Raw genomic sequence first — 20,687 nt, forward strand, 5'->3', positions numbered from 1 at the left:
CTCCGCTCAGGCAGGTGAATCGGTGAGATAGCCGCCGCGGCGGAAGAACTCGGCGCCGGTGTGCTCGATCCCGTCGGCGGTGCGCACGCTGGTGATCACCAGCCCGTGGTTCTTCCCGCGGATCGGGTTCGGCCCGCAGACCACGGCACCCCCGCCCTCCTGCACGATGACCCGCCCCGCGGTCCCGCCGTACCGCGCCTCGGAGACCTTCGCCGCCAGCACCTCGACCCGCTCCCCGCGGTAGTACGCGAAGGCCCGCGGGTACGGCGCGGAGAGCGCGCGCACGAACCGCTCCAGATCAACGGCCTCCCAGCTCCAGTCGATGAGGCTGTCCCGCTCCGAGCGCTTGTGGAAGTAGGTGCGCTCCTCCTTGCGCTGCGGCGTCCACTCCGCGGTGCCATTCGCCAGCGCGGCCAGCGCCTCGTGCACCGCGCCGGGGATCAGCTCCATGCCCGCCTCGACCAGCTCGGTCCCGGTGGCGCCTGCCGGGATCGGCAGCCGGTGCTGCACCAGGATGTCGCCGGTGTCCAGCTGCTCGTCCATCCGGTGCACGGTCAGCCCGAACTCGGACTCGCCGCTGATCAGCGCCCACAGCACCGGGGAGAAGCCGGTGAACCGCGGCAGCAGCGAATCGTGCAGGTTGAGCGTGCCGTGCGGCGGCATCGCGTACAGCTCGGCGGGCATCCAGGTGTACCAGCTGTTCACCACGATGACGTCCGGCTCGGCCTGCTTGACCAGGTCGATGGTCTCCGCGTCGGCCTGCTCGGTGAGGTGCACCGGGATGCCGTGCTCGCGGGCCAGCTCCTCGACCGAGTCGGAGAAAATGCCCTTGTAGGCGTGCTCGCTGGCCGGGTGGGTGACCGCGAGGACCACCTCGTGCTCCGAATCGATCAGTGCTTGCAGGGTGCGGCGGCCCCAGGTCTGGAAACCGAACGACACGATACGCATGAACCGAACCTCGCCATCGACAATAAGTAAGGCAAGCCTAGCCTATTCGCTTACCCGGGCCGCGACCCGGGCCGGGGCCGAGGCCCGGGCCGACGCGGAGGCGAGCACCCGGTCCGAAAGCTCGCCCAGGCAGCTCAGATTGGGGAACCCGGGGCCTTGCGACAGCCCCGCCAGATTCGGCAGGTACAGCTTGGCACCAAGCCCGCTCACCGAGAGGTCGTGCGCGATTGCCGCTTCCAGCCGAGGTTGCGTCACCGGCCCGCCGACCGCGAGCTCCAGCAGGTCCGCCGCGTCGGCGTCGAACAGCTCGGTGAACCACAGCGGCTGCCCGCCGGTGGCGTCCACCACCAGGTCGAAGGCGTGCGTCTGGTCCGGGCGGCGCTCGTTGCGCAGCGTGAGCGCGATGCCGTCGCCGTGGTCGGCCACCCGCACCACCCGGCCCTGCAGGTGGTGCACCCGGTTGTCGCCGAGCAGCGTCTCCTGCACCCGCACCGAGAAGACGCCGCGGTCCGTCCGGCGCACCACGTCCCGCCGCTCCGCGACGCTCAGCGCCCGCCACTTCGTCGGGTCGGAGTAGAGCGAGTTCTCGAAGTAGCTCTCACCGCGGGTATAGATGGTGGCCGCGGGCGAGATCACCGACACCGTGAGCACGTCGTGCCTGACCAGCTCGTCCATCGCCGAGCCCGCCGTCTCACCCCCGCCGATCACCGCGGCCCGCGACGACGGCGGCAGCGCCCGCCTCCCCGCCAACTCCCAGAAGTCCGCGACGCTCAGCATCTTCGGATGCTCGGCCAGCGCCCGCCCGCTCTTCCCCGGCCCGGTGATCATCAGCCCGTCCGCGTCCAGCTGAGCGTGCGTCCCGTCCGCGTCGCGCACGGTGACCAGCCACCCGTCCGCCGCCGCCGCGACCTCGGTGACCGTGCCGAGCACCACCTCGACCTCCGAGCGCCGCGCCACCCACTGCAGGTACTTGGCCCAGACGTAGTGGTGCGGGCTCGGCCTGCCGCGATCGACCCACTCGGCGTAGTCACCGCGGTCGATCAGGAAGGCGGTCCAGCTGAATCCGTGCATGGCCTCGTTGATCGCCCGGTTGTGGCCGCGCGCCCAGGTGGAGTGGTATGGGAAGCCGATGTCCTTCTCCGGGCTGGTGCCGAGCCGGTGCCTGCCGTCGGTCCAGCCGCCGCCCGGGAGCCAGTTGCCGCCCACGGCGTGCGCCTCCACCACCGTCACCTGCGGGGCGGGCAGCCCGAGCTGCCTGAGCACGTGCGCCTTGGCCGCCACGGCCATGGCCTTCGGTCCGGCTCCGACCACGAGAAGTCTGTTCACCGGATACTCCCAACGCTCGAAACCCGGTCTGCTTAGCCTTACCTTATGTTGCTGGGCGGTGCCAAGCGTCCGGGGTGAAGCCGACGGGTACGGCACACCTACGCGCGGTGATCTTGGTTTTTCGGCCCGTTCGGGGTCAGGGGCCTCCCGACGGCCACAGGATCACCGAGATCAGGACCACCAGTGGCAAACCGATGGCGATCGTCCAGCCCAGTTCGATCATGTCGGCGCGCCGGCCATTGTTCCCCCTGTAGGTCGCACGCACCCGGCACCGGGGACGTCCCACCCGGTGCCGCGTGCGCGTAGGGGACGCTAGGACGGGGGCGGGTGTCGGCGCAGCATCTCTGCCCGACTTTTCCCCGAAATTAGGCACTTCTGCGCCTGCCGCGACGCTATTCGCCCGCCGCGTCCACGACCACGTCGGCCACGATCACCGTGACGTTGTCGCCGGGACCCCGCCGGCCCATCGCCGCCATCAGGTGGTCGACGAGTTCCCGCGGCGACTGTGCGGCGGACTCGCGCAGCGCGGTCGCCACCCGCTGCCTGCCACCGGACCCGAAGGCATCCAGCAGACCGTCCGTGGCCAGTAGGTAGCGGTCGCCCGGCACTCCCGGCTGCTGCCAGAGATCGGGCTGCACCGTCGATTCGAAGCCGACACCGCGGGTCAGCCGGTGAGATACCTGCTCGCCGGAGCCTGCCTCCCACCGATCCCCCGCGGTGTGCGGACTGGTTAGCACGACCACCTCGCCTCGCGCGGTGCGCAGGAAGACGCTCCCGTCCCCGATGTGGACGCCCGCCACGGTGCCGCCGGGCTCGATGCGGGCGATGTCGAGCGTGCTGCCAATCGCCGGAAGCAGCTGCCGATCGCGGAGCGGCGTCTCGTAGAGCGTGGTGTTGATCCGGGCGATCGCATCGGTCAGCGGGGTGCTGGTGATCTCCTCCGAGCGCAGTGCGTCGTCAATGACCTTTGCGGCCAGCGCGCCGCGGCCGTCCTTGCCCATTCCGTCGGCGATCGCCAGCCAGCTGCGACGGATAACGTACACGTCGTGGTTGGACTCGCGCCCGCCGACCGAGGTGGCGCCTGCGGCATCGAAGGCGACCGCACACGGCCGGACAGCCGCGCCGAGCCCACCCGCGGCATGGAAGACGAGGTCGAGGTCGCCCAGCTGGACCCGGTCACCGGTCAGCAGCTGCCTGGGTTCCTCCGGCGTCAGCAGCTCCCCCTCGACGAAGGTGCCGTTGGTGGTCCGATGCCCGGTGAGCCACCACGTACTGTCCGCGCGGCGCGCCACCGTCGCGTGCTCGCGGCTGACGGTCGCGTGGCCGAGCACGATGTCCCTGGAGCGGTCGCGCCCCAACGTCATGGTCGTCTTCGCGAGCGGCAGCGGGGCGGCAGGCTCGGTCGCCAGGGGGATCAGCCAGGCGGCGTGCGGCGCGTCCGGCACTGCGGGCGAGGCGGCGGGCAGCGCGGCGCGGTCCCGGCGGATTCGGGGGACGAGCAGCGGCATCGTTTCGAAGATCGGATCGGTGAGGTCACCGGCGGGCGCGCTCAGCTCCGGCTGCCGGACCAGAGGGAGCGCGGGCGGCTCGCACTCCGGCGGCGGCGCGGGAGCCGCACCGCGCCGCGGCCCTCGGATCGCGATCACCACCGGCACAACCGCCACGACGAGCACGACCAGGAGCGCGAGGGCGAACAGATCCGGGCCGCCCGCCGCCGCCTCACTCATCCGGTGTCACCGGTTCCGCCGCGACAGCGTCGTCGGGCCGTCGAAGTCGCTGTGCGACAGCCGCGTGCGATAGGTCGGCTGCTCGCCGGGCACCAGTACCGTCGGCTCACTCCCGCGGTACGGCGGCGAATCGTCGCTCGCGCCGTCGTTGAGGTGCTCGGACTTCGCCGCGCCAACTCGCATCCCGTCGGTCTCGGAATCCCGGATTGCCTCCCCGATCCGGTGCATCCGGCCGAGCAATCGCTCCGCATAGCTTGCTCGATCCCCGGGGTTCCGGTTCTCCGGAACCGGGTCGAGCCACTGACTCAGCGCCTGGCCCAGTTCTCCCGGGATACCGGGCACCAGCACCCCGGCGGGGCGCGGCCGCGCCGTGCGGAGGAAGGCGATGTACCCGCTCTCATTGTCGATCCGGCCGGTCGGCGTGACGACCCGCGCCTCCAGCGCCTCCGCCTGCAGCGGTGGCACGCCGGTGAGCATCCAGTACCAGGTCGCCGCGAAGGCGCGGAGATCCGCGTTCTCGTGCACCCAGTTCCCGGCGCGCGCGATCTGTTCCGGCGGGGCGTAGTGCGTGGTGTAGGACGGGCCGCCGCTGGTATCCCCGGTCGAGGTGTCCGGATCCTTCGAGATGCCCCAGTCGAAGATCTTCACCACCCCCTCCTCGTCGATCGCGATATTGCTCGGCTTGATGTCGAGGTGGATCCGGGGAATCGCCCACGCCGCGATCAACCCGCGGAGCAACTGGTCGGCGAACCGCCAGGTCTCAGCCAGGGTGAGCGGGCGGCGCTGGGCCAGCCCGAGCAGGGTGTCCGGGTAGCGGCGGGTCACCACGAAGAACCCGGTCCGGTCGGCCTTGGCGTCGTAGATCGGCGCCCAATGCTCGTTCTCGATGCCGCGGAACTCAGCCTCCTTCCGCGCCGCACCCATCGGATTGCCCTCGGCGTCGACCACGTTGTGCAGCAGCTTCACCACGAATTCGCCGTCGAACTCCCCCGAGTTGTCCCGCGCCAGGTAGAGCGTGGCATCCGATCGGCGCCGCCGGTCGCGCGCGTCGAGGGTGCTCTCCACCAGCCAGCGGTCACCTAGCAGGAAGGGGAACGGCGCGGTGCGTGGGCCCGGGTCGCGCCCCGGGTCGGTGCGGAACGGCGGCGCAGGCGCGCGCAGCCGATCGGGGTGGATCGTCGGCGCCTCCGGCCCACCGGACCTGCGGTGATGACCGCCCCTCGACGTCACGGCCGGTTTGCCGGAACGGCGCGCCACGCGCACCCCGCTCGGCGCCTCAGGGCTCAGCCGGATCAGTGCGTCCCCGAGATGGTCCCGGATCAGACCTTCGATATCGGCGCCTCCCACCTGCTTCACCGCCGCGTTGGACGCCGCCTTCGCCATCGCACTCGCCACGGCGTCGGTGATGCGGCGCTGGTGATCGGCGTCGGCGAGATCGAGCGCGTGCCCCCTGCGAATCAACGTCATCCGGTGTTCGGCCTGCTCCCTGGCCTGGGTCTCGATGCCGAAGTAGTCGGTGATCGTCCGGGCCCTGACACGCTGCTCGTACGGCGTCCGGGAGGAGAAGGTCTTGATCAACAGCGGCATCAGGTCGACCAGCATGAGCGCGGCCCGGAGCAGCCAGGCGGCCATCATGGCGCGAGAGCTCTCCGACTCCACCTCGTGCAGCGCTTGCTCCCGAATCAGCAGACCCCAGTTGTCGTCGATGGTCGCGGTCTCGTCGACCACCGCCTCCTGGATGTCCCGATCGAGCTGGGCCTTGCCGGTGTTGTAGGTGATCTCGGCGGCGGCCAGCGCCTGTTCCTCGGCCGCTAGTTCGGTCAACGCGTTCTCGAAGACTCCGTACAGCCGCCGCTCCTCGGTGCCGTACCCCGCCGCCATGGTCCCGCAGGTCCCGGCGTGCTCGCACTGCCAGGCCGCGAAGGCCTTGTCCTTTTTGTCCTTCGCCGCGTCGTACCGCGCGATGGCCGAGGCCGGGTCGCGGGGCACGCCGACCCCGAAGGCGCGCTCCAGATCCTCCTTCCGGCGCGTGAACTCGGCCCGCCCGGTCACCCGCTCGGCGACCTCTCCCGCCTCCCGGCTGTGGATCTTCTCCACCGCGACCCGCACCTCCTGGTCGAAGGCGAGGAGCAGGATCGGCTCCGCGATCAGAATGCCGATCACGGCACTCATCACCAGGCGGCCGAAGAAGGCCAGGAACTTGGCGCCGCGCGCCTGCTTTTGGTCCGGTTCCAGCCGCCCGTAGTCGATCGTGGAGGTGATCCACACGTCGATGCTCAGCACGATCAGCGCCCAGACGGTCGACGCGATCAGGTAGCCGGGGTGGAACGGCCCGAAAATGACCACTTGGGCGATGGTCATCGCGGCGAAGGCGGCGAGCGCGGTGAGATACACCAGCGCGCCCGCCGCCAAATAGCGCCTGCGGCCGTGGCCGTCGTCGAGCTCGGCCCGGTCGACGCCGGTCGGCCACAGCAGCAGCCGCACCCACATCGATCGGAGGCCACTCGGCCGGTCGTCTGCAGTCATGACAATCGCACCTGGGATTCGAGGGGTTCCGGCACATCGCTCCAGGTGATGAGGTCGCTGTCGCGGACAACCTGCCACCCGGTGAGCGCGACGCCGTTCACCAGAATGGGATTCGCACCGCAGCGCGCCATCCACCAGTCGCCGTCGCCGTACGTGAAGACCGCGTGGATGCGGGAAACGGAGAGATCGTCCTCGACGATCTGCAGATCGGCGCGCGCGGAGCGCCCCACCGTCGCCCGGGACGCCGTGGTCTTCACGACCCGGCCGTCCGTCGTCAGACGAAGCGCGGGCACACCATCGTGGCCGGGGGCGAACGACCGCGTCGGTGGCGGAATGGCGGCACCGTGGCGCGGAGCGGCAGGGAGGTAACTGTCGAAGTCGCGGATCTCGCAGCGGCCGGATGGTTGCTCGGGGTCTGCCTCCACGAAAATCTCCAGCGGTGCGTCGGAATCGGCCGCAATCGCGACATGGCGCCGAGCGAGGGTCCGGTAGTGGTCGGTGAGTTCGGCCGCTACCTCGTCCAAGCCGACCTGCGCCTCCAGCGCGCGAAGATCCGCGCTGTTGAACACCACGACGGCGATATTCGGAATTCGGTCCCGCCCGCCTCGGCCGCGGAACAGCCCGTCCAGCCGATCGGCGGCCCGCTCGACGAGGAGCGTCGGATTCCGACCGTGCCGGAAACCGAGCTGATTCCGCACCAGCGCCCCGATCGCCGCCAGGACCGCGAGCAGCACCAATGTCAGGAGAAAGCCCTGGATAGCGCTCCCGGTCGCGACCGTCGCCGCGCCGAAGGTGCCGACCACCGCGATGATCACGGTCTTTTCGGCGGTGCGGCGGACCGCCCACCATGCACGGCCCCGCTCCAGTACTACGGAAAGATTCTTCATCGTCTTCTCGAACTCCGGTGCGCTCCGGTACGGCAGCACGCCCGCGCACGACATTCCGGCCCCATCGGCCCGATTCTGCTGGATGTGCCCGCGAGTATTAGTCGACCGAACAACCGACAGATAGCTGGGCGTGTACTGCTTTCCCCGTTTCCCGTTTCGTGCTATCTCTCGATCCTTCGGTGGATACGCATTTGTCCCGAACTTTCGGAATTCCCCCGGTGTGCACAGCTGTTGACCCGGAGATGACCTCCTCCGTCGTCGACACCGACACCGAGTTCGGCGCACGCGTCGCCGAGCGCCTCGACTCCGATCAGATCGTCTGGCTCACCACCGTCGGCCCCAGCAACACCCCGCAGCCGAACCCCGTGTGGTTCCTCTGGTCCGACGGCACCGTGCTGATCTTCAGCAAGCCGGACCAGGCCAAGGTCCGCAATATCCGGCGCAACCCGCGGGTCTCGCTGCACCTGAACAGCACCAGCACCGGCGGTGACGTCGTCGTCCTCACCGGGACCGCGCACATCGAGGAGGTGCCGCCCGCGGACGCCGAGACCGACGCGCTGCTCGCCAAGTACCGGGAGGGGCTGGCGAGCCTTGGTATCTCCGGAGAAGAGTTCGCCGCTACCTACTCGGCGACGATCCGCATCGTCCCGGACCGGCTGCGCGGATTCTGACCGGCTAGGGTCGGGCCGGTGAGACGGCGCCAGCAGCCGCCGCTGCCCAAGCGGCACGGGCTCGACCCGGCCCGGCTCCGGCTGCCCGAGGACGGCGGCTGGGCCACCATCCGCGATCACCTGGTGGAGCGGTTGCCGCGCGTGCCCGCGGCCCGGATCGACGAGATGCTGGCCGCGGGGGCCATCGTCGACCTGGACGGCCCGCTGGCACCGGATGCCCCCTACGTTCCCGGCGGCGCCGTCTGGTTCCACCGCGACCTGCCCGACGAGACGCCGGTCCCCTTCGACATCACCGTCGTGCACCGCGACGACGACCTCCTGGTGGTGGACAAACCGCACTTCCTGGCCACCATCCCGCGCGGGCGACACATCCTGGAGACCGCCCTGGTCCGGCTCCGCCGCGACCTCGACCTCCCCGAGCTGATCCCCGCCCACCGACTGGACCGGACCACCGCCGGGCTCGTCCTCTTCGTGGCGAATCCGGCCCGCCGCGGTACCTACCAGACGCTCTTCCACCGCCGCGAGGTCCGCAAGGAGTACGAGGCCATCGCGCGCTACGACCCGAAACTAACGCTTCCCCGCACGGTGACGAGTCGGATCGTCAAGGAAAAGCACATCCTGCCCGCTTTCGAGGTACCCGGCGAGCCGAACGCGCGGACCGAGGTGGAGCTGCTCGAACACCGCGACGGACTCGCCCGCTACCGCCTGCGCCCGCACACCGGCCGCACCCACCAGCTGCGCCTGCACATGCACAGCCTCGGGGTGCCGATCCTCGGCGACGACTTCTACCCCCAGCTCACCGACAAACCGATCGACGACTTCACCCGCCCGCTACAGCTGCTCGCCGCCCGGCTGGCGTTCACCGATCCGATCAGCGGCGCGGAGCGGGAATTCCGCACCACCCGGCGGTTGCAGGCCTGGGACGACCTGGCGGGCTGGGCCGGAATTGGAACCCGTTCAGCGGGGTAAGCGCTGATCGATGGCTCTTTCCTCGCACTCAGGTAGCGTCCGTACACTGGGCCCGGTGCATGAACCGGATCAGGGCGTGAGCGGCCCCGCGGCCCCGAACGTCCCCGACCCCGAGCCGCGGCACCGCGTGCACGCCTACCTCGACGTCGCCGTCGTCGTCGTCGTGCTGGCCTGCACCAATCTCATCGCGCACTTCACCACCGCCTGGGCCAATGTGATCAGCGTCCCGGTGGCCGCGGTCGTGCTGCTGGCGCTCATGCGCAGGCGCGGACTCGGGTGGCACGAGCTGGGGCTCTCACCGCGACACTGGCGACGCGGCACGCTCTACGCCGTCGGCGCCGTCGCCCTGGTGCTCACCGTCGTCGCCATCGGCGCCGCGCTCCCCATGACCCGTCCGTTCTTCCTCGCCGATCGATACGCCACCATCTCCGGCGCACTCATCGCCTCCATGATCGTCATCCCGCTGCAGACCGCCATCCCCGAGGAGCTGGCCTTCCGCGGCGTGCTGCACGGCACCCTCGACCGGGTCTACGGCGCACGCGGCGTCTTCTTCACCGGCTCGCTGCTCTTCGGGCTCTGGCACATCGCCTCCTCCTTCGGGCTCACCAGCGGCAACGCCGGGCTCGGGGCGGTGCTCGGCGGCGGCTGGCTCGGGCAGGTGCTCGGCATCGTCCTCGCGGTGGTCGTCACCGGCTCGGCAGGCGTCGTGTTCACCTGGCTACGCCGACGCAGCGGCAGCCTGCTCGCCCCCATCGCGCTGCACTGGTCGGTGAACGGAGCCGGAGCGCTCGCGGCCGCCCTGGTCTGGCAGACCAGCATCGCCTGACTCTTTCGCCACACCCGCCACGCGTTGACCGGAAAGTCGCTACGGACTACTCTCGGCCCGATCACACATACGTTCGAACCATCGGATCGGCGGCTGCTATCCCTGGGCCTCGGTCCGGGAAGGCTCGCGATGCGCGACGAGAACCCGACCGGGCACGCCGAGATCGCCGCCCTCGCCCACCAGGTGGCGACGGCACGCGGCAAACTGCCCCTGCAGCACGACAATGCCCTGCTCGACGTGCTGTCCGACGGTGAGGTCGCGGCCGAGCGGGAGCTGGCCGAGTGGATCCGCGCGCAGCGGCGCGGCCAGCGGCGCCGGGCCATGCAGGACGAACTCGACGCCGAGAAGCGGGACCGGCGCGCCGACGCCGCGCTGCGTCGCACCGAGGACTCGGACGCCCGCTGGCACCGCAAGGCCCTGGCCGCTCGCCGACGGGTCGCCTCGCAGGATGCCAGGATCGCGCAGCTGTACCGCAGGGCCGAGTGGTCGTCCAGAGCCCTGATCGGCGTCGTCGTGCTCGGTATGGTGTGGGCGGGGGTGAACGTCCAGCGCAATCTGGTGCCGAGCGGGGACATGTCCGATCCGCTCTACTGGTTGAGCTACGGCATCGAAGCCATGATCTCCATCCCCATCATCGTCATCATGATCGCCGCGACCACCGCCGCGCGCTGGGGGCGGGAGCTGCCGCGCGGGCGAGTGATCCTGGTCGAGCTAGCGCTGCTCGGGACGACCATCGGGCTGAATGCCGGGCCACACCTGGCCTCCGGTCAGCTCGGCAAGGCGCTGGAGTTCGCGATCGCGCCGATCATGGTCGGGGTCGTGATCTGGCTGCACTCCTGGGTCGCCGCCCGGTACGCGCAGCTCATCGACGACGCCTCGGTGGATCTGCCGATCGACTCGATGGTCGAGGCGCCCGCCGCCCGTACCCAGGCCTTCGCCGAGCGGTACCCGGCCCCGCAGGGCGAGGTCGATCTCGCCGAGCTGGTAGCTCGCGCGCACGCCGAGTTCGAGCAGATGGGGATCGAGGCGTCCAGGACCGCTGGTGCGGGCCCAGTGCGAGAGGCCGAGCGTGCTCCGGATCGCACGGCTGCCGAGGCAGCCACCGGTCCGGTCGGCGCACGGACCGATACCGCGCCGAGCGACCCAGCCGACGTGCCGCAGGTCGCCACGAAGTCCCACCCCCAGCCGGGCGCGACCGCAGCATCACCGCCTGCCACGGCGGTCGCCGATGCCTCCGCACAGCCGACCGTCGCGCCCATGCCCACTGCGGCGCCCGCCGCGCCCGCGCCCATGCCCACTGCGCCCCCGGCCAATGCTGCGCTGACCAAGGCGGCGCCCGTTTATGTGCCGGACGCTGCACAGTCGAGCTCCGTGCCCGAGGTGCACCCCGTGGAGGCAGCGCCTACGGATACACGGCTCACCACCGCTGCGCAGGCACCGCTGCCCGTCACAAGCGCCGAGTCGGTCACGCAGGCCGATCCAGCGTCCGCAGTCGACGTGGACAACACTCCGGTGCCGCACTCGAGCACGGCTCCCGCCGCTGAGAGCGGCGTCATTCCCACACCACCGCAGCTCGAGCAGAGCACTCCCACGACCGGACCACGTACGGGCGGCGCCCCTGAGCAGTTCGCCGCCCGGAACGGCGTCGAGCATCCAGCCGCCACCGCAGCTGGTCACCCGACCGAGCAGGCCGGTCCGCGGCACCCGGCCACGCCGAAGCGCAATGATGCCGAGCGCCCGGAGCAGCCCACCACCGACACCGCGTCCACGAGCCCCAACGCGGACTCGGACCAGCGTCCCGTAGCCCCGCCGCGAGCCCACCTCCGCGCGGTGACGGTCACCCAACCCCCGACGCAGGAACCGCTCCCGTTCACCGAAGCGGCAGCCGAAGCCCGCCAGGAACCGTCCCGCGAACCGGTACCGGCGGAGCCGAAGGACCTCACGTCGGCTCTCACCTCGAACGAACCCGAAGCCTCCCTCCCCAACCACGACCCCGTCATCGAATCCGACGAGGCAGGCGCCTGGGCCGCCGCGAAGACGATAGTGGCCCGCGGCTGGTCCAAGGTCCCCGTCGAACAGCTCGCCGAAATCCTCGAAATGGCCGACCGCTCCCGCAGCGCCGCCAGCATCGGCGCCGAGATGGGCCTCCCCCGCTCGGTCGTCGACCAGGCCATGCAAGCCGCCCACAAGCTCAGCCGCACCTACGCCATGACCAGCTAGCAGCGCCGCCAGTCGATGTAGTGCTCCCACTGCGGATGCGGCGTCCCGCAGTTCGCGTAGGCATCGATCACGATCCCCGCCTCGAACGGCTGCCCGAAGCAGCTCGCCGAGGACGGCGTCCCCGGTGCGACCACCGGCCCCGGCTCCGACCACTGCCCGGGGAACGGCAGAGCGAAATTGCGGTCGATGGCGATCGACATGATCCCGACGCAGGTGATCGCCACCCGGTGCACCCCATCGCCCTCGACGCAGAATCCGGTCGCATCGGACAGCCCCCGCTGCACCGAGCACCCGGTGGGCGCCGCCTGCGCCGAACCCCCGGCCACCACCCCGGCCGCACCGAGCCCGGCGGCGACCGCCGCGACCGCACCGAACTTCAGAAAAGCACGCATGTAACCCCTCCTCGATTCCGGCAGAACGGAACAAGCCTCACACGAGACAGCGGAAATGCCATGCCACCGATTCCGGGGGAAACGAAAGGGCCGCTTCCCGAAGGAAGCGGCCCATTCTGCAACCGTGCGAAAAGCAAGACCTACTTGGCCCGCTCCAGCACCTCGACCAGACGCCAGCGCTTGGTGGCGGACAGCGGACGGGTCTCCATCAGCTGCACGCGGTCACCGACGCCCGCGGTCTCGTTCTCGTCGTGCGCCTTCACCTTGGAGGTGGTCCGGATGATCTTGCCGTACAGCGGGTGCCGCGTACGATCCTCCAGCTCGACGACGATGGTCTTGTTCATCTTGTCCGAGACGACGTAGCCCGTCCGAACCTTGCGCGAGTTGCGCTCTTCCTTCGTCACTTCATCGCTCATGCCGCATCTCCCTTGCCAGCGGGTCCGGTGGCCAGACCGAGCTCGCGCTCACGCATGACCGTGTAGATGCGCGCGATCTCGTGACGGACGACGCGCAGGCGACGGTTGTTGTCGAGCTGACCCGTCGCCATCTGGAAGCGCAGGTTGAACAGCTCTTCCTTCGACTCACGCAGGCGGGCGACGAGCTCGTCCTCGTTGAGCTCGCGGAGCTCTGCGGCCGGTGTTCCGGTAGCCATCAGAACTGCTCCTCCCTGGTCACGATCCTGCACTTCATGGGGAGCTTGTGCATCGCGCGGCGCAGGGCCTCGCGAGCGATCTCCTCGTTGGGGAAACTCATCTCGAACATCACGCGGCCGGGCTTGATGTTCGCGACCCACCACTCGGGCGAGCCCTTGCCGGAACCCATGCGGGTCTCGGCGGGCTTCTTGGTGAGCGGGCGATCCGGGTAGATGTTGATCCAGATCTTGCCGCCACGCTTGATGTGGCGGGTCATCGCGATACGCGCCGACTCGATCTGCCGGTTGGTGACGTAGGCTGGCTCGAGCGCCTGGATGCCGAAGTCACCGAAGGTGACGGCGGTGCCGCCCTTCGCCATTCCGCTGCGGCCCGGGTGGTGCTGCTTGCGGAACTTGACCTTGCGAGGCATCAGCATGCGTCAGCCCTCCTGAGTTTCCGCCGGAGCGTCGGCGACCGCCGTGGCGGTCGCGGCACGTCCGGCCTCGGTGCTGGTCGCGGTGGTGCCGGTGGACCCGGAGCGACGCGGGCGGCTGGGCCGCTCACGGCGCGGACGCTCCGGCGCGGCAGCGGCGGCGGAAAGCTCGCGCTTGCCACCGACGATGTCGCCCTTGTAGATCCACACCTTCACACCGATGCGACCGAAGGTGGTCTTGGCCTCGTAGAGGCCGTAATCGATGTCGGCGCGCAGCGTGTGCAGCGGCACCCGGCCCTCGCGGTAGAACTCCGAGCGCGACATCTCGGCGCCACCGAGGCGGCCCGAGCACTGCACGCGGATGCCCTTGACGTTCGGCGAACGCATGGCCGACTGGATGGCCTTGCGCATCGCGCGCCGGAACGCCACGCGGTTGGAGAGCTGCTCGGCCACGCCCTGGGCGACGAGCTGGGCATCCGATTCGGGGTTCTTGACCTCGAGGATGTTCAGCTGCACCTGCTTCTTGGTGAGCTTCTCCAGCGCGGCGCGGATCCGGTCGGCCTCGGCGCCGCGGCGGCCGATGACGATGCCGGGACGCGCGGTGTGGATGTCCACCCGGACGCGGTCACGGGTGCGCTCGATCTCGACCTTCGAGATGCCCGCGCGCTCCATGCCGGTCGCCAGCAGCTTGCGGATCGCGACGTCTTCCTTGACGTAATCCGAGTACTGCTTGTCGGCGTACCAGCGGGACTTCCAGTCGGTGGTGATACCGAGACGGAAGCCATGGGGGTTGATTTTCTGTCCCATTTACTTGGCCCCTCCCTTCCGGCGGCTGCGAGTGGCGCCGGCGGTGGGCACGCTCTCGACCTCGATGGTGATGTGGCTCGTGCGCTTGCGGATCCGGAACGCGCGGCCCTGGGCCCGCGGCTGGAAACGCTTCAGCGTGGCACCCTCGTCGACGTAGGCCGTGGAGATGACCAGCGTCGCGGGGTTCAGGCCGAGGTTGTTCTCGGCGTTCGCCGCGGCGCTCGCCACGACCTTGGCCACCGGCTCGCTCGCGGCCTGCGGCGCGAACTTCAGGATCGCCAGTGCGTCCTCGACCCGCTTGCCGCGGACCAGGTCCACGACGCGGCGCGCCTTCATCGGGGTGACCCGGACGAACTTCGCGGTCGCCCGTGCGGTCTGGTTCTGAGTTTCGGTGCTCGTCATCGCCGCTTGCTCTTCCGGTCGTCCTTGACGTGGCTCCTGAACGTCCTGGTCGGCGCGAACTCACCCAGCTTGTGCCCGACCATGTTCTCGGACACGAACACCGGCACGTGCTTGCGGCCGTCGTGGACGGCGAAGGTGTGGCCGATGAAATCGGGGGTGATGGTGGAGCGACGCGACCAGGTCTTGATGACCTGCTTCGTGCCCTTGTCGTTCTGCACGTCCACCTTGTTCTGGAGGTGGTCGTCGACGAACGGGCCCTTCTTGAGGCTGCGTGGCATTTCTTACCTCCTCCTTAGCGCTTCTTGCCGGTGCGACGGCGACGGACGATGAGCTTGTCGCTCGGGCGGTTCGGCTTGCGGGTGCGGCCTTCCGGCTGACCCCACGGCGAGACCGGGTGGCGGCCACCGGAGGTCTTGCCCTCACCACCGCCGTGCGGGTGGTCGACCGGGTTCATGACGACACCACGCACCGTGGGCCTGCGGCCCTTCCAGCGCATGCGGCCCGCCTTGCCCCAGTTGATGTTCGACTGCTCGGCGTTGCCGACCTCGCCGATGGTGGCGCGGCAGCGCACGTCGACGCGGCGGATCTCGCCGGAGGGCATACGCAGGACGGCGTAGGCGCCTTCCTTGCCCAGCAGCTGGATGCTCATACCGGCCGCGCGGGCCAGCTTGGCGCCGCCGCCCGGCCGGAGCTCGACCGCGTGGATCGTGGTACCGGTCGGGATGCTGCGCAGCGGCAGGTTGTTGCCCGGCTTGATGTCGGCGGTCGGGCCGGACTCGATCGGGCTGCCCTGCGCGATGCCCTTGGGGGCGATGATGTAGCGCTTCTCGCCGTCCCGGTAGTGCAGGAGGGCGATATTGGCGGTCCGGTTCGGGTCGTACTCGATGTGCGCGACCTTGGCGGGGATCCCGTCCTTGTCCAGGCGACGGAAATCGATCACGCGGTAGGCGCGCTTGTGGCCGCCGCCGCGGTGCCGGGTGGTGATCCGGCCGTGCGCGTTGCGGCCACCGCTCTTGGACAGCGGGCGCAGCAGCGACTTCTCCGGGGTCGAGCGGGTGATCTCGGCGAAATCCGAGACCGAGGAGCCGCGGCGACCCGGGGTGGTCGGCTTGTACTTGCGAATAGCCATGAGTTCTTCTCTGCTTTCTGGATTCCCGCCCGCTTACGCGACCGGGCCTCCGAAGATCTCGATGGGCTTGCTGTCGGCCGAGATGGTCACGAGCGCACGCTTGGTGTCCTTGCGCTTGCCGTAACCGAAGCGGGTCCGCTTGCGCTTGCCCTGACGGTTGGCGGTGTTGACGCTGGTCACCTTGACGCCGAAGACCTTCTCGACCGCGATCTTGATCTGCGTCTTGTTGGAGTCCGGGTGCACGATGAAGGTGTAGGTGCCCTCTTCGATCAGGCCGTAGGACTTCTCCGAGATGACCGGCGCCAGCAGGATGTCGCGGGGGTCGGCGATGGTGGTCACTTGCTCTCCTCCTGGGCCGACTCAGCCGGACCGTGAACGAAGGCGTTGAGTGCCTCGACCGAGAACACCACGTCGTCGCTGTTCAGCACGTCGTAGGTGTTCAGCTGGTCGGGGGCGATCGGCAGCACGTTCTGCAGGTTCGCCACGCTCTTCCACGCGGCGACGTCCTCGCGACCGACGACGACCAGGAACTTCTTCCGCTCCGAGAGCTCGGCGAGGAAGGTCTTCGCGGTCTTGGTGGACGGGGCCTGCCCGGACACCAGCTCGGTGATCACGTGGATGCGCTCGTTGCGCGCCCGGTCGGAGAGGGCGCTGCGCAGGGCGGCGGCCTTCATCTTCTTCGGGGTGCGCTGGCTGTAGTCGCGCGGCTGCGGGCCGTGCACCACACCGCCACCGGCGAACTGCGGCGCGCGGGTCGAGCCCTGACGGGCGCGGCCGGTGCCCTTCTGCCGGTACGGCTTCTTGCCACCGCCGCGGACCTCGCCGCGGGTCTTGGTGGCGTGCGTGCCCTGGCGGGCCGCCGCGAGCTGGGCGTTCACCACCTGGTGCATCAGCGGGATGTTGGCGGGGACGTCGAAGATCTCGGCGGGGAGATCCACGGTCCCGTTGGTCTTGCCGCCGAGCTCCTTCACGTCCAGCGTGAGGTTCGCGGCGGGCTTCTTCTCAGTGTCCACGCTCATGCGTGCGCACCACCCTTCACGGCACTCTTGACGATCACGACGCCGCCCTTGCGACCCGGGATCGCGCCCTTGATCAGCAGCAGGCCGTTCTCCGCGTCCACCTTGTGCACCGAGAGGTTCTGGGTGGTCACGCGGTCGTTGCCCATCCGGCCCGACATCCGCATGCCCTTGAAGACGCGGCCCGGGGTGGCGCAGCCACCGATCGAGCCGGGGCGCCGGTGCACCGCCTGGGCGCCGTGCGAGGCGCCCTGGCCTGCGAAGCCGTGCCGCTTCATGGTGCCCGCGAAGCCCTTGCCCTTGCTGGTGCCGGTGACGTCGACGTAGCTGCCCTCTTCGAAGACCTCGGCGCTGATCTCCTGGCCCACCTCGAAGGTGGAGGCATCGGCGACGCGGATCTCCACGACGTGGCGGCGCGGGGTGACCCCGGCCTTCGCGAACTGGCCGGAGGTCGGCTTGTTCACCTTGCGCGGGTCGATGGCGCCGAAGGCGACCTGGACGGCGCTGTAGCCGTCGCGCTCGACCGTGCGGATCTGGGTCACGACGTTCGGGCCCGCCTTGACGACGGTCACCGGGACGACGCGGTTCTTCTCGTCGAAGACCTGCGTCATGCCGAGCTTGGTGCCGAGGATGCCCGCGGCGGGCCGGTTCTTGTTGTCAGTCATGTCTGCGGTCCCCGTCACTGGATGTTGACGTCGACGCTGGCCGGCAGGTCGATGCGCATGAGCGCGTCGACCGTCTTCGGCGTCGGGTCGAGGATGTCGATCAGACGCTTGTGCGTACGCATCTCGAAGTGCTCGCGCGAGTCCTTGTACTTGTGCGGCGAACGAATGACGCAGTACACGTTCTTCTCGGTCGGCAACGGCACCGGGCCGACCACGCGGGCCCCGGTGCGGGTCACCGTCTCGACGATCTTGCGCGCGGACGCGTCGATCGCCTCGTGGTCATAGGCCTTCAGCCTGATGCGGATCTTTTGTCCCGCCACGCTAAGTGTCCTTTTCTCCGCTTTCCTTCGTGGCTACAGAAGCTGGGCTTCCGCTCCACCTCGATTTGCACAGCCCGAACACACGAAGACGCCTCAGAGAGAGACCACGACCGGACAACTCCCGGTCACTCGCCGCTGTTCATCTGTCATGGTTCTCCGGTCCACGCGGTCGGGCGTGTCGCCATTCCGCTCATTCTTCGGCCCCGGATCGAAAACTCATCACGGCCTCGGAACGACGTCCCGGACGCACCCGCACCGGTCTCCCGATGAGATGCACGAGGTTCTGCTCGCCTCACCCGGGGCGCCACGAGGGCACGACCCGGTGCAAGGCAACCCGAACAGTATGCACGAGGGGCGGGAGCGACTTCAAATCGCCCCGGATAGGGTCGCTCCATGGGGATGGATCTGACGAATGTGGCGGTGGCCGCGATCACCGCGGGGGGAACGCTGGGGGGTGCGATCGCGGCCCAGTTCTTCGCCCTGCGGACCCGGCGGCTCGACGCGGAGTTCCAGTCGCGGCTGCGCGCCGAGGAGCGGCGCGAGGCCGCGGGCAAGGACGCGCTCGACGAAAAGCGTTCGCTCTACGCCGAGCTGAGCACCTCCGCCCACTACTTCCGCGCGGCGGCGCGGCGCTACCTGGCGGATCGGGCCGAGGGGCAGGCGGACCAGGCGAAGCTGGACGCGGCGTGGGAGGAGTTCCGGAAGAGCTTCGCGCAGGCGCAGATGGTGCTCTCCGACCGCGCGCTGTCGGTGACGTCGGAGGTCAGTCGCTGCATCGACGCGGCATATCGCGCGGCGCTCGACGTGGAGCCCGGCGCAACGGAGCGCATCGCCGTGCTCGAGACCTACCTCTACCTGGAGGTCGGCAGTGCCACCCGGACGCTGCGGCACTCCCTCCGGGCGGAGGTCGGCATCGCGCCGCCCGCCCGCGTCGACTTCGACGAGCGCCTGCGCGAGCTGGAGCACTCCCGTCGCGCCCTGACCGGGCAGGAGTCGAACCGGGGCATCACTCAACTTACCGAGCAGTAAGATACCGCGCATGACCAACCTGACCACCACCTACCGCGGGTGGAAGAAGCTCCCGGACAACCGGCTCGGGCACGCGCTGTTCTCGCTGGGGATGGTGGCGCGGGTGCCGTACTTCGGCACCGTGCTGCCGACGGTGGTGCGGCTGGCACCGGGGGTGTGCGAGGTGACGTCGCCGAAGTGGTTCGGGATCCGCAATCACATCGGCACCTTCCACGCCATCGCCGCCTGCAACCTGGCCGAGGTGGCGATGGGGATGCTGAGCGAGGCGACGGTGCCGACGACGCACCGCTGGATTCCCAAGGCGATGCGGGTCGAGTACCTGGCCAAGGCGGAGACCGGGCTGCGCGCGGTCGCCGAGCTGGCGGAGATACCGGACTTCGCGGCGATCACCGAGGGGGCGGAGGTCGTGGTGCCGGTCTCGATCTACGACGCGAACGGGGTCGAGGTGGTGCACGCCGACATCACGACGTGGGTCACCCCGCGGTAGCCGGCCGAGGGCACCGGCCGGAGCGGCTGATCGGACACCATGACCGAGCCCATATTGTCCGGGTCGCCGCGCGCCGGTTGAATGCCAGGTATGGACAGCGAGGTCGACATCTGCGTGGTCGGGCTCGGGCCGACCGGCCGGGCGCTCGCGCATCGCGCGGTCGCGGCGGGGCTCCGGGTGGCGGCGATCGATCCGCGGCCGGAGCGGCTCTGGCCGCCCACCTTCTCCTGCTGGGTCGACGAACTGCCGGAGTGGCTGCCCGGCGAGGTGATCGCCTCGCGTATCGCGGCGCCGACGGTGTGGACCGCGGCCGAGCACCGGATCGAGCGGCCGTACTGCGTGCTCTCCAAGCCGGGGCTGCGGGACGCGCTGCCGCTGGACGGGGCGACGGTGCTCGCGGGGCGGGCTGTCTCCGTGGCCGCCCACAAGGTGACGCTGGGTGACGGCACGGTGGTGCGGGCGGGCACGGTCTTCGACTGCCGCGGGCTGCCGACGCTCGGCAGGCGTCGGGCGGCCAGCGCGCACGGCATCTTCGTCGACGCCGAGGTCGCGGCGCCCATGGTGGCCGAGGGCGAGGGGCTGCTGCTGGACTGGCGCCCGGAGAACGGCGCCGGGCCGGACGAGCCGCCCTCCTTCCTCTACGCCGTCCCGCTCGGCGACGGCACGGTGATCTTCGAGGAGACCAGCCTCGGGCTGCGCGGCGGAATGCCGCAGCACGAGCTGCGCCGCCGCACGCTGAACCGGCTGGCCGCGCACGGGATCCGGCTCACCGGCGACGAGCCGAGCGAGGCCGCGCACTACCCGCTGGACCAGCCGCCGCCGAAGCGCGGTGCGGCGCAGGCGGTTCCGTTCGGCTCCAGGGGCGGGATGATGCACCCCTGCACCGGGTACAGCGTGGCCGATTCGCTCGCGCTCGTCGACACCGCGATCGAGGCGGTGCGCCGCGGGTCCGACCCGGTCGCCGCGCTCTGGCCCTGGCGGGCGCGGCTCGTCTACTGGATGCGCGAGCGCGGGCTCTGGGGGCTGGGGCGGTTGACCACCGACCAATCGATCGCCATGTTCGAATCTTTCTTCACCCAGGACGAACGCGGGCAGCGCGCCCTGCTCTCCGCGCACGACGACTACACCGCCCTCGGCGCCGTCCTCTTCGACACCGTCGCGCACACCTGGCCGTTCCGCTGGCGCTACGACCTGGTCGGTTGGACCAACCGAAACCGTTGGCTGGACTACGAGTTCAGCCCTCCCGAACGGGTCCGGGAGGGCTGACGCGCCATC

At 69.9% G+C, this 20,687-nt stretch carries 24 protein-coding genes; 7 read left to right on the plus strand and 17 right to left on the minus strand.

Going from position 1 to position 20,687, the window contains the following annotated elements; all coding sequences use genetic code 11:
* Positions 1-6: 6 nt before the first annotated feature.
* The 5 genes from ACFUUZ_RS04085 to ACFUUZ_RS04105 all read right to left on the minus strand — a co-directional run bounded on the left by ACFUUZ_RS04085 (position 7) and on the right by ACFUUZ_RS04105 (position 7,453).
* Complete coding sequence (locus tag ACFUUZ_RS04085) at positions 7-948, minus strand: methionyl-tRNA formyltransferase (RefSeq protein WP_378692344.1); 942 nt, start codon at positions 946-948, stop codon at positions 7-9.
* A gap of 42 nt (positions 949-990) precedes the next feature.
* Complete coding sequence (locus ACFUUZ_RS04090; RefSeq protein ID WP_378692346.1) at positions 991-2,274, minus strand: SidA/IucD/PvdA family monooxygenase; 1,284 nt, start codon at positions 2,272-2,274, stop codon at positions 991-993.
* Between the two features lie 392 nt (positions 2,275-2,666).
* Positions 2,667-4,001 (minus strand): FHA domain-containing protein, encoded by a 1,335-nt coding sequence (locus tag ACFUUZ_RS04095; RefSeq protein WP_378692348.1) that lies wholly within the window; start codon positions 3,999-4,001, stop codon positions 2,667-2,669.
* A 6-nt stretch (positions 4,002-4,007) separates the two neighbouring features.
* On the minus strand, positions 4,008-6,527 hold the full coding sequence (locus ACFUUZ_RS04100; RefSeq protein WP_378692350.1) for a DUF4407 domain-containing protein: 2,520 nt from the start codon (positions 6,525-6,527) through the stop codon (positions 4,008-4,010).
* Positions 6,524-7,453 (minus strand): FHA domain-containing protein, encoded by a 930-nt coding sequence (locus ACFUUZ_RS04105; protein WP_378692352.1) that lies wholly within the window; start codon positions 7,451-7,453, stop codon positions 6,524-6,526. Before ACFUUZ_RS04105 ends, ACFUUZ_RS04100 begins: the two co-directional genes overlap by 4 nt.
* Positions 7,454-7,656: 203 nt before the next feature.
* Between ACFUUZ_RS04105 and ACFUUZ_RS04110 the strand changes: the two genes are divergently transcribed.
* From ACFUUZ_RS04110 to ACFUUZ_RS04125, 4 genes are all read left to right on the plus strand, one after another.
* Positions 7,657-8,085 (plus strand): TIGR03667 family PPOX class F420-dependent oxidoreductase, encoded by a 429-nt coding sequence (locus tag ACFUUZ_RS04110; RefSeq protein ID WP_378692354.1) that lies wholly within the window; start codon positions 7,657-7,659, stop codon positions 8,083-8,085.
* A gap of 18 nt (positions 8,086-8,103) precedes the next feature.
* Entirely contained in the window at positions 8,104-9,054 is a 951-nt protein-coding gene (locus ACFUUZ_RS04115; protein ID WP_378692356.1) for an RluA family pseudouridine synthase, read from the plus strand.
* A 10-nt stretch (positions 9,055-9,064) separates the two neighbouring features.
* A complete protein-coding gene (locus tag ACFUUZ_RS04120; RefSeq protein WP_378692358.1) occupies positions 9,065-9,880 on the plus strand; it encodes a CPBP family intramembrane glutamic endopeptidase in 816 nt (271 codons plus the stop codon).
* Between the two features lie 129 nt (positions 9,881-10,009).
* The gene (locus tag ACFUUZ_RS04125; protein WP_378692360.1) at positions 10,010-12,100 is read left to right on the plus strand and encodes a hypothetical protein; all 2,091 of its coding nucleotides are present in this window, start codon (positions 10,010-10,012) and stop codon (positions 12,098-12,100) included.
* Here ACFUUZ_RS04125 and ACFUUZ_RS04130 read toward each other — a convergent pair.
* The 12 genes from ACFUUZ_RS04130 to rpsJ all read right to left on the minus strand — a co-directional run bounded on the left by ACFUUZ_RS04130 (position 12,097) and on the right by rpsJ (position 17,896).
* The gene (locus ACFUUZ_RS04130) at positions 12,097-12,492 is read right to left on the minus strand and encodes a hypothetical protein (protein WP_378692362.1); all 396 of its coding nucleotides are present in this window, start codon (positions 12,490-12,492) and stop codon (positions 12,097-12,099) included. The genes ACFUUZ_RS04125 and ACFUUZ_RS04130 overlap by 4 nt on opposite strands.
* Positions 12,493-12,632: 140 nt before the next feature.
* Entirely contained in the window at positions 12,633-12,908 is a 276-nt protein-coding gene (gene rpsQ / locus ACFUUZ_RS04135) for a 30S ribosomal protein S17 (protein ID WP_378692364.1), read from the minus strand.
* Positions 12,905-13,144 (minus strand): 50S ribosomal protein L29, encoded by a 240-nt coding sequence (gene rpmC / locus ACFUUZ_RS04140; RefSeq protein ID WP_378614269.1) that lies wholly within the window; start codon positions 13,142-13,144, stop codon positions 12,905-12,907. Before rpmC ends, rpsQ begins: the two co-directional genes overlap by 4 nt.
* Positions 13,144-13,560, minus strand: coding sequence for a 50S ribosomal protein L16 (gene rplP, locus ACFUUZ_RS04145; protein WP_378692366.1), 417 nt, complete (start codon positions 13,558-13,560; stop codon positions 13,144-13,146). The genes rpmC and rplP overlap by 1 nt, the downstream gene beginning before the upstream one ends.
* Positions 13,561-13,563: 3 nt before the next feature.
* Positions 13,564-14,364 carry a 30S ribosomal protein S3 gene (gene rpsC / locus ACFUUZ_RS04150; protein WP_378692368.1) on the minus strand — a complete coding sequence of 267 codons (801 nt, stop codon included), beginning with the start codon at positions 14,362-14,364 and terminating at the stop codon, positions 13,564-13,566.
* The gene (gene rplV, locus ACFUUZ_RS04155; protein ID WP_378692370.1) at positions 14,365-14,766 is read right to left on the minus strand and encodes a 50S ribosomal protein L22; all 402 of its coding nucleotides are present in this window, start codon (positions 14,764-14,766) and stop codon (positions 14,365-14,367) included.
* The gene (gene rpsS / locus ACFUUZ_RS04160) at positions 14,763-15,044 is read right to left on the minus strand and encodes a 30S ribosomal protein S19 (protein WP_067646950.1); all 282 of its coding nucleotides are present in this window, start codon (positions 15,042-15,044) and stop codon (positions 14,763-14,765) included. Before rpsS ends, rplV begins: the two co-directional genes overlap by 4 nt.
* 14 nt (positions 15,045-15,058) lie before the next feature.
* A complete protein-coding gene (gene rplB, locus ACFUUZ_RS04165; RefSeq protein WP_067646953.1) occupies positions 15,059-15,895 on the minus strand; it encodes a 50S ribosomal protein L2 in 837 nt (278 codons plus the stop codon).
* A 33-nt stretch (positions 15,896-15,928) separates the two neighbouring features.
* Positions 15,929-16,234: a 50S ribosomal protein L23 gene (rplW, locus tag ACFUUZ_RS04170; RefSeq protein ID WP_040686547.1), complete on the minus strand. Its 306-nt coding sequence runs from the start codon at positions 16,232-16,234 to the stop codon at positions 15,929-15,931.
* Positions 16,231-16,914, minus strand: coding sequence for a 50S ribosomal protein L4 (rplD, locus tag ACFUUZ_RS04175; RefSeq protein ID WP_378692372.1), 684 nt, complete (start codon positions 16,912-16,914; stop codon positions 16,231-16,233). The genes rplW and rplD overlap by 4 nt, the downstream gene beginning before the upstream one ends.
* Positions 16,911-17,576: a 50S ribosomal protein L3 gene (gene rplC / locus ACFUUZ_RS04180; protein WP_378692374.1), complete on the minus strand. Its 666-nt coding sequence runs from the start codon at positions 17,574-17,576 to the stop codon at positions 16,911-16,913. Before rplC ends, rplD begins: the two co-directional genes overlap by 4 nt.
* 14 nt (positions 17,577-17,590) lie before the next feature.
* Positions 17,591-17,896, minus strand: coding sequence for a 30S ribosomal protein S10 (gene rpsJ / locus ACFUUZ_RS04185; RefSeq protein ID WP_003938093.1), 306 nt, complete (start codon positions 17,894-17,896; stop codon positions 17,591-17,593).
* A 393-nt stretch (positions 17,897-18,289) separates the two neighbouring features.
* On the opposite strand from rpsJ, the gene ACFUUZ_RS04190 reads away from it, so the two are divergent.
* The 3 genes from ACFUUZ_RS04190 (at position 18,290) to ACFUUZ_RS04200 (ending at position 20,678) form a co-directional block, all read left to right on the plus strand.
* The gene (locus ACFUUZ_RS04190) at positions 18,290-18,925 is read left to right on the plus strand and encodes a hypothetical protein (protein ID WP_378692376.1); all 636 of its coding nucleotides are present in this window, start codon (positions 18,290-18,292) and stop codon (positions 18,923-18,925) included.
* A gap of 10 nt (positions 18,926-18,935) precedes the next feature.
* On the plus strand, positions 18,936-19,412 hold the full coding sequence (locus ACFUUZ_RS04195) for a hotdog fold domain-containing protein (protein ID WP_378692378.1): 477 nt from the start codon (positions 18,936-18,938) through the stop codon (positions 19,410-19,412).
* A 90-nt stretch (positions 19,413-19,502) separates the two neighbouring features.
* Positions 19,503-20,678, plus strand: a complete 1,176-nt coding sequence (locus tag ACFUUZ_RS04200) for a lycopene cyclase family protein (RefSeq protein ID WP_378692380.1) — start codon at positions 19,503-19,505, stop codon at positions 20,676-20,678.
* The last annotated feature ends 9 nt before the right edge of the window (positions 20,679-20,687 follow it).

The organism is Nocardia sp. NPDC057353 (genome assembly GCF_042667085.1).
Lineage (GTDB): Bacteria > Actinomycetota > Actinomycetes > Mycobacteriales > Mycobacteriaceae > Nocardia.

Excerpts from the sequence above, each read along its gene's own strand:
- ACFUUZ_RS04195 (WP_378692378.1), top strand. The coding sequence starts at position 18,936 with ATGACCAACCTGACCACCACCTACCGCGGGTGGAAGAAGCTCCCGGAC.
- ACFUUZ_RS04120 (WP_378692358.1), top strand. The coding sequence starts at position 9,065 with ATGGCTCTTTCCTCGCACTCAGGTAGCGTCCGTACACTGGGCCCGGTG.
- rplB (WP_067646953.1), bottom strand. The coding sequence starts at position 15,895 with ATGGCTATTCGCAAGTACAAGCCGACCACCCCGGGTCGCCGCGGCTCC.
- ACFUUZ_RS04100 (WP_378692350.1), bottom strand. The coding sequence starts at position 6,527 with ATGACTGCAGACGACCGGCCGAGTGGCCTCCGATCGATGTGGGTGCGG.
- rplC (WP_378692374.1), bottom strand. The coding sequence starts at position 17,576 with ATGACTGACAACAAGAACCGGCCCGCCGCGGGCATCCTCGGCACCAAG.
- rpsC (WP_378692368.1), bottom strand. The coding sequence starts at position 14,364 with ATGGGACAGAAAATCAACCCCCATGGCTTCCGTCTCGGTATCACCACC.
- rplV (WP_378692370.1), bottom strand. The coding sequence starts at position 14,766 with ATGACGAGCACCGAAACTCAGAACCAGACCGCACGGGCGACCGCGAAG.
- ACFUUZ_RS04200 (WP_378692380.1), top strand. The coding sequence starts at position 19,503 with ATGGACAGCGAGGTCGACATCTGCGTGGTCGGGCTCGGGCCGACCGGC.
- ACFUUZ_RS04085 (WP_378692344.1), bottom strand. The coding sequence starts at position 948 with ATGCGTATCGTGTCGTTCGGTTTCCAGACCTGGGGCCGCCGCACCCTG.
- ACFUUZ_RS04130 (WP_378692362.1), bottom strand. The coding sequence starts at position 12,492 with ATGCGTGCTTTTCTGAAGTTCGGTGCGGTCGCGGCGGTCGCCGCCGGG.
- ACFUUZ_RS04095 (WP_378692348.1), bottom strand. The coding sequence starts at position 4,001 with ATGAGTGAGGCGGCGGCGGGCGGCCCGGATCTGTTCGCCCTCGCGCTC.
- rpsS (WP_067646950.1), bottom strand. The coding sequence starts at position 15,044 with ATGCCACGCAGCCTCAAGAAGGGCCCGTTCGTCGACGACCACCTCCAG.
- ACFUUZ_RS04190 (WP_378692376.1), top strand. The coding sequence starts at position 18,290 with ATGGGGATGGATCTGACGAATGTGGCGGTGGCCGCGATCACCGCGGGG.
- rpmC (WP_378614269.1), bottom strand. The coding sequence starts at position 13,144 with ATGGCTACCGGAACACCGGCCGCAGAGCTCCGCGAGCTCAACGAGGAC.
- rpsQ (WP_378692364.1), bottom strand. The coding sequence starts at position 12,908 with ATGAGCGATGAAGTGACGAAGGAAGAGCGCAACTCGCGCAAGGTTCGG.
- ACFUUZ_RS04110 (WP_378692354.1), top strand. The coding sequence starts at position 7,657 with ATGACCTCCTCCGTCGTCGACACCGACACCGAGTTCGGCGCACGCGTC.
- rplD (WP_378692372.1), bottom strand. The coding sequence starts at position 16,914 with ATGAGCGTGGACACTGAGAAGAAGCCCGCCGCGAACCTCACGCTGGAC.
- rplP (WP_378692366.1), bottom strand. The coding sequence starts at position 13,560 with ATGCTGATGCCTCGCAAGGTCAAGTTCCGCAAGCAGCACCACCCGGGC.
- ACFUUZ_RS04125 (WP_378692360.1), top strand. The coding sequence starts at position 10,010 with ATGCGCGACGAGAACCCGACCGGGCACGCCGAGATCGCCGCCCTCGCC.